The organism is Rhodococcus sp. SJ-2, from assembly GCF_053750035.1.
Genome location: NZ_CM132340.1, coordinates 1,188,455 through 1,203,020, shown reverse-complemented (window position 1 = coordinate 1,203,020; position 14,566 = coordinate 1,188,455). Strand labels below are relative to the sequence as shown.

Sequence of the window (14,566 nt, the reverse complement as noted above, 5' to 3'; positions counted from 1 at the left end):
GGCACATCACTCGGTGAGTGTGCGGTCCCTACCGATCACGGACTTCTTCCAGTTTCCGGATCAAGGTCGCCGCATCGAACGGCCCGGTGTGCAGGGTGAGATCCGAGCCGGTGGCGCCGACGTAGAACGTCGGTGTCCCGTGCACATCGCTGGAGGCCGCGTCGAGGTCGTCGTCCTCCACCCGATGCCGGTACCGTCCCAGCCGCAAGTCTTCGGCGAATCGCTCCATGTCGAGCCCCAATTGCTCGGCATGCTCGTAGATTTCGTCTTCGGTCAGAGCGTCGCTGTGGGCGAACAGGTGATCGTGCATCTCCCAGAATCGGTCTTGCACGCCCGCGGCCTCGGCGGCCTCGGCTGCGAAACGCGCGTGCGGATGCACTTCGTCGAGCGGTAGGTGCCGGAAGACATAGCGAAGCTCATTGCCGAAGTGCCCGTGCACCTCTCGGATACTTCCGGTGGCTTCGCTGCAGAACGGGCATTCGAAATCGCCGTACTCGACGAGGGTGAGCGGCGCGTCCACCGATCCACGCAGGTGGTCTCTGTCCGGGTCGACCGGCCTCAACAGCACGAGTCCGGTGACGCCTTCGGGCGGGCGGCGGTGATCCGAGCGCCTGAACAACACCCACCCCAGTCCGGTCGCGAGAACGGCCGCGACGAGCACGCCGATGCGGGCGTCGTTGGCAGCGTCGGGAGATTCGAATGCCAGATCCACAATGAAAAGGGAGATGGTGAATCCGATGCCTGCGAGGGCAGCGCCTCCACTGATCTGCGACAACGTGAGGCCCGGTTGGAGGGCACCGGGGCGCAGCCGCGAGAACACCGCGGTGGCGGCGGTGATACCGACCAGTTTTCCCAGCACCAAACCGAGAATGACGCCCCACGTGATCGGCGACCTGAGCGCGTCGCTCACCGTCTGCCCGGTGATCACGACTCCGGCGTTGGCGAGCGCGAAGATCGGCACCACGAGAAACGCGGTGTACGGCTGATAGAACCGCAGCAGCCGCTCGTTGACGGATACCGCCCGAAGCACGCTGAGCTGTGCGGCGCGCGCATAGTCGGAGTTGGGGGATTGACGGAAGGCTCGTGTGAGCTCACCCGCACGTTCCACCTCGTTTCGTCTCGGTGGGTAAACGGGAAGGATCAGCGCGATCAGCACCCCGGCGAGGGTGGGATGCACACCCGACTCGTAGAACGCCACCCACGTTCCTGCCGCAACGATGAAGTAGGCGATGCCACGCCACACCTCGAGCCGGCGAAACTGCAGGATGAGAAGCAGTCCCACGCCGCCCAGCAGCAGATAACCCAGTCGCAGCTCGTCGGTGTAGAAGAAGGCGATGATCGCGAGAGCGCCGATGTCGTCGGCTACTGCGAGGGTGAGGATGAATACGCGTAGTCGAGCCGGGCACCGCGGCCCGACCAATGCAAGTGCGCCCAGCACGAAGGCTGTATCGGTGGAGACCACCACGCCCCACGCACCGGCAGCCTCCCCGCTGGGGTTGAGCAGCAGGAAGAGCGCAGCGGGCACCGCCAGGCCGGCGATCGCAGCCAGCAGAGGGACTGCGGCCCGGGTGCGGTCGGTGAGCTCTCCGATGGTGAGTTCGCGTTTCACTTCCAGACCGACGACGAAGAAGAACAGGGTCATGACTGCGTCGTTGACCCAGTGCTTCAAGTCGAGAGTGATGCCGTAGTCGCCGATCGCAATGGTCAGTGGTGTGTGCCAGAACGCCTGGTAGGAGTCACCCACGTTGGCCCAGATCAACGCCACCACGGTGGCCGCGAGCAGAAATCCGGCCGACAGTTTGTCGTCATCGGTGCCGTCACGAATTCCAGCAAGGGTCAGCGATATCCGTCGAAGTTTCCCAGGCTGTTCGTCGACCGCCATGTGTCCCCGATTCGAAGTCCGCTCTCAGTCGTCGGCCAGCTTATCGCCGCTGGAGGGCACCCGGGCCGCGACTCGACCGGTCACGAGCTCGCTCGCAGCGTCGCCCATTCTTTCGCGTACGCGTCGACGTACTCCTGGCCGGTGTGAGCGGCGAGTTCGAGCATCAACGCGTCTGTGGCTGCTCGCGCACCCGCAGCTCCGGTACCCCGGAACGGCGTCAGGTCCAATGGCTCGAGGATCTCGACCGTGACTCTGCGTCGCCACCACGGGACGGATCCGGCCGACCGTGTACCCGTAATCGCCACCGGCACAAGCAGAGCCCCGGTATCGAGTGCGACCCGGACCGCGCCGGTTCGTCCCCGGTAGAGACGTCCGTCGGGTGAGCGCGTGCCTTCCGGGTGGATCCCCCACGCTCTGCCCTGCTCGATGATCCCGGTTGCGGCTTCGAGGGCGGACGCTGCCGTGGATCCTCCTCGGCGATCGACCGGAATCTGGCCCATGGTCGAGAAGAACCACTTCTGGAGGTTGCCGACGAGGCCGCTTCTGTCGAAGTATTCGCGCTTTGCCAGGAAGGTGATCTGCCGCCGGGCGGCAAGCGTCAGGTAGAACGAGTCGAGTACTGCAAGATGGTTGGCTGCCACGATGACCGGCCCGTGCCGGGGGAGGTTCTCGCGACCGACGATCTTCGGACGCCTGGGTAGGTGCAGGACCGGTCCGATCAGGACGTGCCGACACAGCCGGTAGAAGCATGCACTCCACAAACGCATAGACAGTGTCTACACGCAATGGGAGACACTGTCTACGTGAAGACGGAGACTACGAGATCGGCGCTGGTGAAAGCTGGCGTCGAGTTGTTGGAAGAAACCGGGTCGGCTGAGATCGGTCTCCGAGAGATCGCGCGGCGCGCTGGGGTTTCGCACGGTGCGCCGCGTCGGTGGTTCCCTACGCACAGGAGCCTGCTCGCTGCGATCGCCGAGGTCGGCTTGAAAGACCTCTCGGCTGTACTCGTCGCGGCGGCAGGATCGGACAGCGATCTTGCCGGGCTGGCAGTTGCCTACGTCGACTTTGCCAAGCGCAGGCGGGCCATGTTCACCCTGATCTTCCGGCACGACCTGCTCGAAGGCTCCGGTGCCGAGCTGAGAAGCGTGTCGCAACCGCTGTTCGCGTGGCTGGTCACGATGATCGAGCAGTCTGCAGGCACGGATCACGCGCATCAGCGGGCTGCGGCCTTGTGGACCGGTGTCCACGGGATTGCGGTGCTCTCGTCGACGGGGTCGCTGGGGCTCGCCGCGTCGGGAGTCGACGAAGGCGACCTGATCGACCGTGTGGTGCGGAACAGTCTCCGGTGACTTCCCCCGTCGACTCCACGGGTAGCGTTCGACGCCATGAGCACCCTTCAGGAAGTCGGCGACCGCGAGTCGTGGAGATGCTGGTTGTGCGACGAACCGGTGGACTCCGAGATGTCGGTCAACGACCCGCGTGGCCCCAGCATCGACAACATCAATGCTGCCAAGAAGGGCGCCAAGGGGAAGGGCGGGGCCGAGCGGCTCGCGCACCGTGCCTGCAACACCAAGAAAGGTGCTGTCAAGCCTGTCGTACCGTGGCCCGATCATCTGTTCGTCGTCGACCCCGCGCCCATAATCGGCGTGGTCGAGCAGCTGAGACGGAAGGGTGGGCGCGTCGCCGTCGCGCGGTGCCCCGCGAAATCCGATGCCGAAGACGCTTCCGCGTGGCTGCTCGACCGACTGTCGCGTCTGGAACCCGACATGCAGTTCGACACCCAGATCGATGCAGGTGGTGGTGGGTTCCTGCTGGTGCTGAAGGCGTAGTGCAGCTGCATCTACCGACGACCGGATCGTCCTTCCAACACCGCGACGACTGCCTTGGCCCCGGAAATCCATTCCTCGACCGTCGCTCCGGACGCATGTGTCGGAAGCTGGGCCAGACGTAGCGTCCGGGTGTGGTGACCGTCCCGATCGCGGACGGGGAGTACCACAGAGCCCACGTTGTAGTGAAGCTCGGGATCGAGTTCCCGTGGGCGATAGTCGACGGTCGATTCGACGATCGAGGCCCGGATGTCACGTTCCTGTACAGGTGTCAAGCGTCCGCACTGGTATCGACGCGTCGCCTCACACATCGTGTCGTAGGCGGCGATGCCCTCCTGCGGAAGCAGCGACAGTACATACCCGTGGGTGCGGAGGAACACGATTCGCTGCCGGTAGTGCTCCTTCACGGATTCGTCGACGCCGCGGGCTTTGGCCAGCCAGTGTTCCTGTTCGTCGTCGGCACGGTCGAAGACCACACTGTCGCCGATGGGCGGCACGATCGGTATGCGCCGTGCAAGGCCGTTCTCCCGATCGACCCCGGCCCCTATTGCGGACAGGACCGTCGCCATCTCATCTCTGCTGATTGCCGTGTAGAGGATGACCTCGCATCCGATGGTTCGGGCGAGGGCCTCGACGTCGGCACGCGCGATCTCGGCATCCTGAATCTCGTCGAGAATCTCGTGATCCATCCGGGCCATCAGCGAGGTACTGACGAAACTGCCGTAGCCACCTTGGAAATAGAGCAGCGGCGCAACAGGATTGGTGACAGCCATGTCGTTGACGCTGCAGAGGATGATCCAATGGTCACCGGCGTCCAGTGAATTCGTGATGCGCGCATCGATCCACGCAACGGACTGTTCGAGCACCGGGTCGCCGGACGGTGAGCTGAACCAGTCGATACCGTCGAACTTGTTCTCCCATCGTCGTGCGATCGTGGAGACCAGGTCTTCCTGTTCCCCGCCGAGAATGTTGATGCATACCGAGCCGCATCGGCGGAGCTTGTCGAACGACTTGGATGTCTTCATCGGCATGAATGAGACGAGTGGAGGCTCGAGCGATACCGAGCTGAATGTGCCGACGACGAGAGCGAGCAGTTCGCCGTCGTCAGCGCGACCCGTGACTACCGCGACGCCGGTGGGGTAGTGACCCATCACCTCGCGGAACAGGCCCTTGTCGATGTCACTGTCGATGTCGATGGTGGTATCGGTGGACATGAGTGCCCTCCTTGCTCGGGGGAGATTACTTGCTGTAGCCGGCCTGGAGCTTGCGTCCGAGGGCCTCGGGGCGGAGGAACAGGATGCACAGTGCGCCGCCGACAAGGAGGACGACACCGGTGATCGTGAATGCCTGGTGTACACCGTGGGCCATGTTGTTCGCCATCTCGGGAGTGAGTTCCGATCCGGATGGCGGCGAGACATACCCGGCTCGGGTCATCAGCCATCCGACGAGTGTGGGGGAGATGATCGCTCCTACGGAGGCGACACCACCGAGCGTGGCCATCATGATGGGCCGCTGTTTCTTGCCCACGGAGAACGCTAATGCTGATGCGGTCATGGGGTAGGCGAGGCTGCAACCGGCTGCGATACAGAGCAGTGCCACAGCGAAGACGCCTGATGCTGTTTGGACGAGGATGAAGCAGACACCGGCAACGAGTGCCGCGATCCCGAAGGGGATCGCGATCGAGCGGTGCGAATCGAAGCCCTTCTGCATCAGCCGGTGGCCGAGGAAACCGAGGAACAGCAGGACGATCGCGCCCAGGATCCACGGAATGGTAGTGACCGTGCCGACCTGAGGGAGGGAGAGCCCGACGACCGTGCCGAGGTACTGCGGAAGCCATGTCGTCACGAAACCCTGGACCCAGAAGTTGGAGCCGCCGCCGATGACCGCAGCGAGGAAGGTCAGGCTGGCGAATGCGCGCCAAAGAGCAACGGGCTTCTGCTTGTCGACGTCCTCGGTGTCCATCTCGGCCGGAGGTTCAGCGTGCACGCCGTCCTCGCCGTGTTTGCCATGACCCGAGTACGGGCCGTCGCCGGCGAGCAACACCCATGCGACCACCCAGACGAAGCCGACGATACCGAGGACACCGAAGGCCCAGCGCCAACCCCACTCGCCGATGACCCACGCCAGTGCGGGCGCGGCGAGAACAGGACCGAGGGTGGAGCCGGCAGCCACGAGATTCGACGGCAGAGCACGGCGGCGCGGCTCGAACCACGAGTGGACCGAGGTCAGCGACATCGCCGTGGCCGGCCCTTCGGCACCGCCGAGCACGATGCGGGTCACGAGCAGGATCGCGGCACCGCCACCTAGCAGCATGGGGAACTGCATGACCGCCCACACGACGCCCATCGTGAGGATGATCCACCGCACCGAGAACCTCGCTGCGAGAAAGCCGGTCACGACAGACACCACGGCGTACAGGAAGAAGAAGGCGCTGCCGATGAAGCCGAATTCGACTGCGGAGATACCCAGATCGGGAATCGCCTCGGACGCAACCAGTCCCAGCACTGCCTTGTCGGCGAACGCGACGATCTGGAACAGGACGAGCAGTGCTGTGACGAGCCAGGCCTTGCGGTTCATTCTGCCGAAATCGATCTTCTTCGATGTCCCCGGTCGGGGAGAATCGATGATCTTGTCCGGCGCCACGGACGAAGCCATGTGCAGCCGCCTTTCTTGTGGGCTGGGAATGGTGCGGGAAACACTCGAAGACAACATCGGGCCGACGGTGTGGAAAACATATTTGGCCTGTCCGGGCTCGGGTAGGAGAGAAACCTTTACTGTCGTCGGCCGCGCTCACTGGGCAGAATGGGAGGCCAGCGAACGTAGGAGGAAGATGTGAACGCACCCGCGGTCGGTTTCTCGGTTGAGGATCAGGTGCGGTCGATCGGAGCGGGTTCGACCACCGCTGTGGAACTCGTCTCGCACGCCAGGGCGGCGATCGAGGCTCATGAGCCGGAACTAGAGGCCTGGGTGCAGCTGTCCCGGTCGGCAATGGCAGAGGCAGCGGACGTCGACCGCGACCGACGCGACCTCCCCCTGCGGGGTGTCTCTGTCGGCGTGAAGGACCTCATCGACGTCGCGGGTATGCCCACACGGGCCGGCTCGTCCGTCACGCCCTCCTCGCCGGTCACCACCGATGCGCCCTGCGTCGCCAGACTGCGCTCGCTCGGCGCCGTCATTCAGGGGAAAACCGTGACGACGGAGTTCGGCTACTTCCGTCCCGGCCCCACACGTAACCCGCGCGCGCTCGATCACACGCCCGGCGGGTCGTCGAGCGGTTCCGCCGCGGCAGTGGGCGCAGGCACTGTACCGCTGGCCCTCGGCACTCAGACCGCAGGATCACTGACTCGTCCCGCGTCGTACTGCGGTGCAGCGGGAATGGTCCTTGCACACGGCACCACCGACATGTCGGGAATCCTCGGCCTGAGCGAATCGCTGGATTCCCTGGGGTTTCTCACCCGAACTGTCGCCGACCTGCGTTACGTGTACGACGCGTTCGTCAGCGGGCGACCGAGTGATCCGTCCAGTGAGGAAACCAGTGTGTTCGTCTGGGGCGGTAGCTACCTCGACTATCTTGATCCCGCGATGATCGCACTGCTGGGTCGACTTCCCGCTCTCCTCGGTGATTTGGGGTTCCGATCGGAACCGCTCGACTGGGACGACCACGTCAAGACCCTCGCCGACGACCACCTCACGGTGATGGGGTACGAAGCCGCACGCAAGCGTGCCCATGAATTCGACACGCATCGCGACGACCTGAGTCCCCAGATTCGGGATCTGCTGCTGCAGGGTCGCGAGATGCCCGAGTCGGCGTACTCCGCGGCCTTGATTCGGCGCGATCGGTCGCGCGACCTCCTGCGCGAGATTCTCGAGGGGCCTTCGGTGATCGTGGGTCCTGCCGCCACGGGGCCTGCGCCGAAGGGCCTGTCCGTGACCGGCTCGCCGATCCTCAGTCGTCCGTGGCAACTGCTGGGAGCGCCTGTGGTGGTCGTGCCGGGTGCCCGCACCGTGTCGGGTCTTCCACTGGGGTTGCAGGTGATCGGATCTGCAGGAGGCGAGGAGTATCTGTTCGACGTGGGCGAGAAGCTCGAGGCCGCACTGCGTGAGCTTTCCCCGGTAGATGGCTGACAGTGACTGCAACGCCGAAGGATTCAGGAGACAGCGTGATTTCTGGGAATGCCGGGATACTGACACCGCGACCGGTCGACCATCACCGGATGTTCCTCACATGTTACGAGGACACCTTCAACTACGGGTGGCATCACGTCGACCTTTTCGTGCACGATGAGTACGGTCGCGAGGTCAACTGGGTGCACTGGACGGTCGAGGCGGACGGTCCGGAAGCGGCCGACCGATCGGTGCGCGGTGAGGAACCATTGCTGAGGCGCACGACGCCGTGGGAGCCCAAGCTCAGCGCGGTGGGAGCGCGGTACTGGACTGCTGAAGCCAGGTGGGGAGAGGGCGCCGAGCCCGGAGACGATATCGAGGTGGGAGGAGACACCGAATGACCGCCGCGCGCGCGACCGGGGACATTCCCGAGGCGACGGTGTACGTCGTCGACGACGATCCCGCGCTGTGCGATTCCGTCGACTGGATTCTCGAGAGCATCGGCATCAAGCCGGTGATCTGCCACAGTGCTGACGCTTTCCTCGACGTGTACGACGGTTCGACGCCCGCGTGCATCGTGCTCGATGTGCGGATGCCCGGAATGAGCGGTACACGCTTGCAGGAGAGAATCAACGAATTCGCCCCGCACGTCGTGATCATCTTCGTTTCAGCGCATGGCGATATCCGGATGTCCGTCTCGACATTGCAGAAGGGGGCGATGGATTTCCTCGAGAAGCCCTACGATCCACAGCGACTGCTCGACGCCGTGCAGTCCGGCGCGGAGAGAGCCAGAACCCGTTTTGCCGAACATGTTTCACGCACGATCGTGCAGGAGAAGCTCGAGTGCCTGACTCCGAGGGAACGGCAGATCCTCGCTCTGGTCGTCGAAGGACTGCCCAGCCAGAACATCGCTCGACGGCTGGGTATGAGCGTGAAGACGGTTGATGTTCATCGCGCCCGAATCAAGAGCAAGACCGATTCCGACAGCATCGGAACCTTCGTCCGGGACCTTCTCCGGTACGGAGTGGAGGTCCCGGACGCCGATCGGTACTAGTTCCGATCAGTAGTAGTCCAGCACGAGCCGGGGGCTCTTCGTGCGCGACACGCATACCGCCATGACCTCACCCGATTCCTTCTCGTCCTTGGTGAGCACGTTGTCGCGGTGCTCGGGCGACCCTTCCAGTACCTGCATGATGCAGGTGCCGCAGATTCCTTCCTGGCAGGAGGTGTCGACGTCGCAACCGTTCTCCTGGAGCACCTCGACGATGCTCTTGTCGGCGGGGATCTCGTAGGTCTCGCCTTCCAGTTCCACTTCGAAGGCCGCGTTCTCGGACGCGTCGGGCTGTTCGGCGGCGTGGAAGTTCTCCAGGTGGACGGCGTCGGCGGCGACGTGCCTGCCCGCGACCGCGACGACCTTGTCCATGAATCCGTCCGGTCCGCACGTGTAGACGTGCGCACCTGCCGGCAATGTCGTGAAGGCCGCGTCGAGTATCTGCTCCTGGCTGTCGCGGGAAACTCCGATGTGTGCGTGGAGCTTCTCGGGGCAGCGGTCGTTCAACAACGGCAGGAACGCCGCTTCGGCTTCGGTGCGGGCGAAGTAGTGAAGTTCGAAGCTGATGTCGTGGACATCCATGTAGCGGGCCATGCTCAGCATCGGGGTGATGCCGATGCCTGCGGCGACGAGTACGTGGTGTCGAGCGCTGGTTGCGATGCCGAGGAGGTTCCGGGGCTCGCTGATGCGGAGTCTGTCGCCGACCGCGAGTTCGTGCAGGGCGGCAGACCCGCCGCGGGAGTTCGCCTCACGTTTGACGGCGAAGGCGAACGAGTCCGCGGAGTCGGGGGTGCTGCAGAGCGAGTACTGCCGGGTGATGGCCGTCGGCCCTTCCACGTCGATGTGCGCACCCGGAAGATAGGTACCCAGCGGCGACCCGTCGGGCTTCTCCAACCTGATCGACTTGATGGTCGGAGTTTCCTGGGTGATATCGGAGACGATGACGTCGATGAGTGCCATGTCCGTTTCTCCTTGTGTAGCAACAGTCAGCGGACGTACAGTCCGCCGTTGACGTCCCAGCAAGCGCCGGTGACGAAGTAGGCGTCGTCGGAGGTCAGCAACGCGACCGTGTCGGCGATGAACGACGGGCTTCCGAGGCGCCCCACAGGGATCCCCGCGATGATGCCTTCGAGTTTGTCTGCGGGCACCGTCCTGCGCACCACGGGCAGGTCGTGCGGGCCAGGGGAGATGGCGTTCACCGTCACGCCCCGGCTCGCCAGCTCACGCGCGAACACCTTGGTGGTGGTGAGGATGGCGCCCTTGGACGCGGCGTAGTGGCCGCCGGTGGCCGTGCCGCCGTTCTGGCCCGCGAGTGACGCCATGTTGACTATCCGTCCGAAACCTTCGTCGGCCATGGCGGCCCCGAACACCTGGCATCCGAAGAAGATGCTGTTGATGTTCGTGTTCAGGACACTCGTGAAATCATCCTCGGCGAGCGTCATCAGGTCGGCGGCCTGGGTGACCGCGGCATTGTTGACGAGGATCGTGGGTGTGCCCCAGAGCTCTTCGCACACCGCGAGTCCCTCCTCGAACCCGCTCTTGTGACCGACGTCGAGCTTGACGCCGCGCGCGGTGGATCCGTCCGCAGACAGTTCCGATGCGAGTGCGTCGGCGGCGCCACCGTCGAGGTCGGCGAGGAGGACGCGCCGGCCGTCGGTGTGCAGTTTCCGGGCGATGACGGCGCCCATTCCGCCGGCGGCGCCGGTGACGACCGCGATGCCGTTGGTGGTGGTCATACCAGCTCCTTACAGCAGGTAACCGGAGGCGCTGACCGCGTCCTCGCTGTCGACGAGACGGATCACCTTGAGAGAGATCTTGTCGTCACCCTCGTCGCCGAAGACGACGGTGTGGGTCAGGTTCGCGCCGAGTGTCAGGAACTCGTTCCGCTTGAACGCGTTGAGAATCTGGGCCGAGCGAATGGTGACGGAGGTGTCGGTGAGCTCCCGCACGGTGAAGCGGGAGATGACCCGGACGGTGCGTGCCGCCGCTACCGCAGACGGTGAATAGCCCTGCAGCATGCGCTCGACACGAAGACGCCGCATTCGCTTGTCGTCGTACACCAGGTTGAGCGACGACCCGAAATCGTCGGTATCCGGGTCGATCGGGACGACGTAATGGGCATCGTCGGTGTACATCTGCTCCCACGACTTGTAATCCTTGTCGTCGAGCGCTTCGGCTTCCTTCCAGATGAGCTCGATCGCGCGCAGGACGCGGGGGTCCGCCAGGGTGAGGTCAGTCATCGCTCATCAACTTCTTCCACATTGCGTAGGCCTCACGCATTCCCGTTTCGTCGGTGACATGTGAAGTGGGCCAGCCTTCTTCGGTGAGATATTCGCGTCCCTCGCCGCGGTTGACGAGGATCGGCATGTTGGGATTGCCGCCGGCGCCGATCTGCACCCGGGTCCAGCCTTCGGCATCGTCGGGGCTACCGAAACCGAACGGTCCCTGGAAATGTTCGTGGATGCGCAGCCGCTCCCGGTTGACGCTCTCGGGTCCGCCGTCCATGCCGATGGCCATGTGCCAGATCTCGGTTTCGTCGACGGAAATGGGGATGAGCACGCGGAAGAACGACGACGACATCGCCACGTTCGGGAACGTGTTGAGGTTGAATCCGCATCCGTGCATCGAGCGCATGTATCGGCGGATCCGCTCGGGACTTTCGCCGGCTTCGGCGAGTTCGTCGACGAGATGCCGGAATCGGGGCTGGATCTCTTCGGTGCCGTCGTCGATGTCGAGGTCCATGTGGGCAGCTGCCATGATCGCGACACTGTGCCCGTTGCCGAGCGAGTGCGTTTCAGCGCTCGGATCGTCCATGAACGACATCATGTTCGCGGTTTCCGCATCGACCGAGGCCATCCAGGACTTGTGGACCATCGGGAAGTGGTAACCGTCGGTGGTGTTCTCGAGCTGGATCTTCCAGTTCCCCTTGAATCGGAACTTGTGCACGCCGATGACCTTGGTCGGCAGACCGTTGCTCTGCTTGAAGAACCGCTCCATCCAGATCTTGGAGTCGCCCAGGAAATCCTCGAGCGGCTCCGCGTCCTGATTGAACGTCGCCCAGATCATTCCCATGTAGCTCTCGGTGCGGAGGGTCTGGAGCGGGTAGTCCTTCTTGTCGATGACACCCTCGTACCCGTCCGGGTACGGGATGCCGCGCAGGCGACCATCGAGTGCGTACGACCAGTTGTGGTAGGGGCAGGTGAAACCGTTCGCCTTGCCGCTGCGCTGGTCGCACACGGTTGCGCCGCGATGCCGGCACCGGTTGAGCAGGGTGTTGAAATTGCCCTTGCGGTCGCGGGTGACGATCACCGGCTGATCGCCGACCTGCGTGGTCTTGAACGATCCGGCTTCGGGGATTTCGCTCTCGTGCGCGACCCACACCCACGTGCGGTAGAAGATCTTTTCCATCTCCACGCGGAAGATTTCCGGATCGGTGTAGAGCCGGCCGGCGACACGATCGGTGCCGACGAGGTCGCCGTAATTCTCTTGGATCGAATGCTCGACCGTTGTCATGGTGCTCTTCTTTCGAAATTCGTGTCGTGCGGGCGTCCGCTCAGTGCAGGTGGGCCATTGCTTCGGTGGGTAGCGGTGTCGCGAACATCCGCTGCGTACGGAACCGGCTCATCCGGGCGGTGGGATGGGGGAGTTGTTCGATATCGAAGTCGATTTCGAGTCGGGCGCACAACAACTCGGCGGTGCCATCGGTGTAGAGCGAGAGTTGCTGCATGATCCAGCGGCCCCGAACACCGTCACCGTCCACCCGGATCTGTTCGCTGCCGAGCAGATGAACGTTGCGGACGAAGTGCTCCGCAGGCGGAAGATAGCGAGAGACGAGCGCAACGACCTCGGCGCGACCTCGGGCGATCCCGAACTTGCCGGCGTACTCAGGGCCCACGCCTTCCCAGGTCGCGTCCGCGGTGAACAGCAGTCCGATCTGGTCGGTGCGCTCCAAGGGCCCGGGTATGTCGCACAGGTCCATGTAGCGTGTCAGGCAGTCGCGGACGGCGTCCTTCGCTTCGAGGACTGCCAGACGGCGTTCGAGGGCGGTCATCGGGTTACAACTCCACGTCGTCCCGAATGGTCAGCTCACGACCCATCCGCGCTTCGATCTTGAAGTACTTCCACAGTGCGTATTCGCCGATCATGGTGGTGCGCAACAGGTTGCATGCGTTCTTCACCGTCTCCTGATCCCGAGCATCGGCGAGGACGTAGCAGGTCCACGGCCACCCATCGGACGGACCGACCATGTGGGCGTCGTCATCGAACGTGCCGATGATGTCGATGCCGTCCATGTTCTTCAGGTTCGAGAGCATGGTGGAAATGCCGACCCAGACCGGGCCGATCTCCGCCTTGGGCAGATCGAAGAAATTCTGGTTGTTGCCGATGCAGAACAGTGTGCGCAACGGTTCGGCCATGACGGCGTCCTTTCGGTTGGGGTCGAGCCCGGTCAGGGGAAACTGGGGATACCGGCGTCGAGTCCGAGCAGGATCGAACCGGCGGCCTCGAAGGTGTTGGTCTGGAGCATCGCGTGCTGGGCCGGAACGAGCGCGTCCTGCAGATATCTCTGGAGCGGATGGCTCTCGTAGATCGCGCCGGTGCCCGCGAGATCGAATGCGGTGAGCACCACATCACGGCCTACATGCGCAGCCTGGGTCGCACCCAATCGGAGCAACGCCTTGTGTTCGTCGGTGATGGTGGCGCCCGATACGGCGAGCTCCCAGACCTCGTCGGTGACCTCGTAGAAGAACGCCCGCGCCGAGCGCAGATCGGCCTCGGCCTTCGCGAGGCCCGTCTTGTATGCGGGGCGGTTCCCCTTGGCTGTTCCGCCGGTGATGCTGGAACGGGCCGAACCCACCTCACGCACGTAGTCGAGGGCGCCGCGTGCCGCCCCGAGTGTCACCACCGCAAGGACCTGTGCCGCGTACGGGAGCATCGGGTAGCGGGTGATCGGCTCGTCCACCTGCGGGAGTCCGCCGCGCACGAAGGTCATCTCTTCGGGCACGAAGAGCCTGTCTGCGCGGACGGCGTGGGAGCCGGTTGCCTTCATTCCGGCAACATCCCAGTTCTCCACGATCTCCACGTCGCCCGGGTCCACGAGCGCGGTGAGTGGCATACCGTTGGAATCCGGGCCGCCGGCGAGGCCGATGCCGAGAATGTCGGCGCCGCGGCATCCGCTCGCGAACTGCCAGAGCCCACTGCACAGGTAGCCGCCCTCCACCTTCTCGGCTTCCTGCATCGGGAACAGGCCACCGGCGTAGGCGAGGTCCGGTCCGTCGGCGTAGATCTTCGCCTGCGTCGCGATCGGCAGCGCAGAGAAATACACCAGAGACGACCCGAAGCTCGCGACCCAGCCCGTGGCGGGGTCCACCGCGGAGATCCGTTCGACGAGCTCCATGAACGACGACGGATCCATCGGTTCACCACCGAACTGCGCCGGTGTCGACGCCCGATACATCCCGGCACGCTTGAGCAGGGCAATGTAATCGGGTGGGACGAAGTGCTGCTTGTTGAACTCGTCGCGTCGGTCGCGCAGGACTTCGAGCGCATCGTCGAATGCACGGTCCCGTGCCGCGCCCACAGGCTCGGCCGCGATCCGTTCGGTGGTGCTGGGGATCGTCATGTCGTCTCCGTTCGCTCGTGTTCGCGCTGATGAACACGCTATGGACGCGGCGGCTACGGCGGTATCGGGGTTTTCTCCCGAGG

General features: G+C 64.1%; 16 protein-coding genes. 5 read left to right on the top strand and 11 right to left on the bottom strand.

What is annotated here, in order from left to right; translation table 11 throughout:
• Positions 1 to 28 precede the first annotated feature (28 nt).
• Both nhaA and ACSYG9_RS05400 read right to left on the bottom strand, forming a co-directional pair.
• Complete coding sequence (nhaA, locus tag ACSYG9_RS05405) at positions 29 to 1,882, bottom strand: Na+/H+ antiporter NhaA (RefSeq protein WP_454841494.1); 1,854 nt, start codon at positions 1,880 to 1,882, stop codon at positions 29 to 31.
• Between the two features lie 80 nt (positions 1,883 to 1,962).
• Positions 1,963 to 2,649, bottom strand: coding sequence for a lysophospholipid acyltransferase family protein (locus tag ACSYG9_RS05400; protein ID WP_454841493.1), 687 nt, complete (start codon positions 2,647 to 2,649; stop codon positions 1,963 to 1,965).
• A gap of 18 nt (positions 2,650 to 2,667) precedes the next feature.
• On the opposite strand from ACSYG9_RS05400, the gene ACSYG9_RS05395 reads away from it, so the two are divergent.
• Positions 2,668 to 3,231: a WHG domain-containing protein gene (locus tag ACSYG9_RS05395; RefSeq protein ID WP_440126168.1), complete on the top strand. Its 564-nt coding sequence runs from the start codon at positions 2,668 to 2,670 to the stop codon at positions 3,229 to 3,231.
• Positions 3,232 to 3,267: 36 nt separating this feature from the next.
• Complete coding sequence (locus ACSYG9_RS05390; protein WP_440126167.1) at positions 3,268 to 3,711, top strand: hypothetical protein; 444 nt, start codon at positions 3,268 to 3,270, stop codon at positions 3,709 to 3,711.
• Between the two features lie 11 nt (positions 3,712 to 3,722).
• Here the strand turns inward: ACSYG9_RS05390 and ACSYG9_RS05385 are convergent, their stop codons facing one another.
• Together ACSYG9_RS05385 and ACSYG9_RS05380 are read right to left on the bottom strand one after the other, a co-directional pair.
• On the bottom strand, positions 3,723 to 4,922 hold the full coding sequence (locus ACSYG9_RS05385; protein ID WP_454841490.1) for a flavin reductase family protein: 1,200 nt from the start codon (positions 4,920 to 4,922) through the stop codon (positions 3,723 to 3,725).
• 25 nt (positions 4,923 to 4,947) lie between these two features.
• A complete protein-coding gene (locus ACSYG9_RS05380) occupies positions 4,948 to 6,363 on the bottom strand; it encodes an MFS transporter (protein WP_454841488.1) in 1,416 nt (471 codons plus the stop codon).
• A gap of 177 nt (positions 6,364 to 6,540) precedes the next feature.
• On the opposite strand from ACSYG9_RS05380, the gene ACSYG9_RS05375 reads away from it, so the two are divergent.
• The 3 genes from ACSYG9_RS05375 to ACSYG9_RS05365 all read left to right on the top strand — a co-directional run bounded on the left by ACSYG9_RS05375 (position 6,541) and on the right by ACSYG9_RS05365 (position 8,866).
• Positions 6,541 to 7,833, top strand: coding sequence for an amidase (locus ACSYG9_RS05375; RefSeq protein ID WP_454841486.1), 1,293 nt, complete (start codon positions 6,541 to 6,543; stop codon positions 7,831 to 7,833).
• A gap of 89 nt (positions 7,834 to 7,922) precedes the next feature.
• The gene (locus ACSYG9_RS05370; RefSeq protein ID WP_454841484.1) at positions 7,923 to 8,213 is read left to right on the top strand and encodes a hypothetical protein; all 291 of its coding nucleotides are present in this window, start codon (positions 7,923 to 7,925) and stop codon (positions 8,211 to 8,213) included.
• On the top strand, positions 8,210 to 8,866 hold the full coding sequence (locus ACSYG9_RS05365) for a response regulator transcription factor (protein WP_454841483.1): 657 nt from the start codon (positions 8,210 to 8,212) through the stop codon (positions 8,864 to 8,866). The genes ACSYG9_RS05370 and ACSYG9_RS05365 overlap by 4 nt, the downstream gene beginning before the upstream one ends.
• Before the next feature lie 6 nt (positions 8,867 to 8,872).
• Here the strand turns inward: ACSYG9_RS05365 and ACSYG9_RS05360 are convergent, their stop codons facing one another.
• From ACSYG9_RS05360 to ACSYG9_RS05330, 7 genes are read right to left on the bottom strand one after another with little or no spacing between them, the layout of a single operon-like run.
• A complete protein-coding gene (locus ACSYG9_RS05360) occupies positions 8,873 to 9,823 on the bottom strand; it encodes a PDR/VanB family oxidoreductase (protein ID WP_454841482.1) in 951 nt (316 codons plus the stop codon).
• Positions 9,824 to 9,849: 26 nt separating this feature from the next.
• Entirely contained in the window at positions 9,850 to 10,599 is a 750-nt protein-coding gene (locus ACSYG9_RS05355; RefSeq protein WP_440126160.1) for an SDR family oxidoreductase, read from the bottom strand.
• 9 nt (positions 10,600 to 10,608) lie between these two features.
• Positions 10,609 to 11,103, bottom strand: coding sequence for an aromatic-ring-hydroxylating dioxygenase subunit beta (locus tag ACSYG9_RS05350; protein WP_454841481.1), 495 nt, complete (start codon positions 11,101 to 11,103; stop codon positions 10,609 to 10,611).
• Positions 11,096 to 12,376 carry an aromatic ring-hydroxylating oxygenase subunit alpha gene (locus ACSYG9_RS05345; RefSeq protein WP_454841480.1) on the bottom strand — a complete coding sequence of 427 codons (1,281 nt, stop codon included), beginning with the start codon at positions 12,374 to 12,376 and terminating at the stop codon, positions 11,096 to 11,098. Before ACSYG9_RS05345 ends, ACSYG9_RS05350 begins: the two co-directional genes overlap by 8 nt.
• A 40-nt stretch (positions 12,377 to 12,416) precedes the next feature.
• Complete coding sequence (locus ACSYG9_RS05340; RefSeq protein WP_454841478.1) at positions 12,417 to 12,914, bottom strand: nuclear transport factor 2 family protein; 498 nt, start codon at positions 12,912 to 12,914, stop codon at positions 12,417 to 12,419.
• Between the two features lie 4 nt (positions 12,915 to 12,918).
• Positions 12,919 to 13,278, bottom strand: a complete 360-nt coding sequence (locus tag ACSYG9_RS05335) for a hypothetical protein (RefSeq protein ID WP_440126156.1) — start codon at positions 13,276 to 13,278, stop codon at positions 12,919 to 12,921.
• A gap of 32 nt (positions 13,279 to 13,310) precedes the next feature.
• The gene (locus tag ACSYG9_RS05330) at positions 13,311 to 14,483 is read right to left on the bottom strand and encodes an acyl-CoA dehydrogenase family protein (RefSeq protein WP_454841477.1); all 1,173 of its coding nucleotides are present in this window, start codon (positions 14,481 to 14,483) and stop codon (positions 13,311 to 13,313) included.
• Positions 14,484 to 14,566 lie beyond the last annotated feature (83 nt).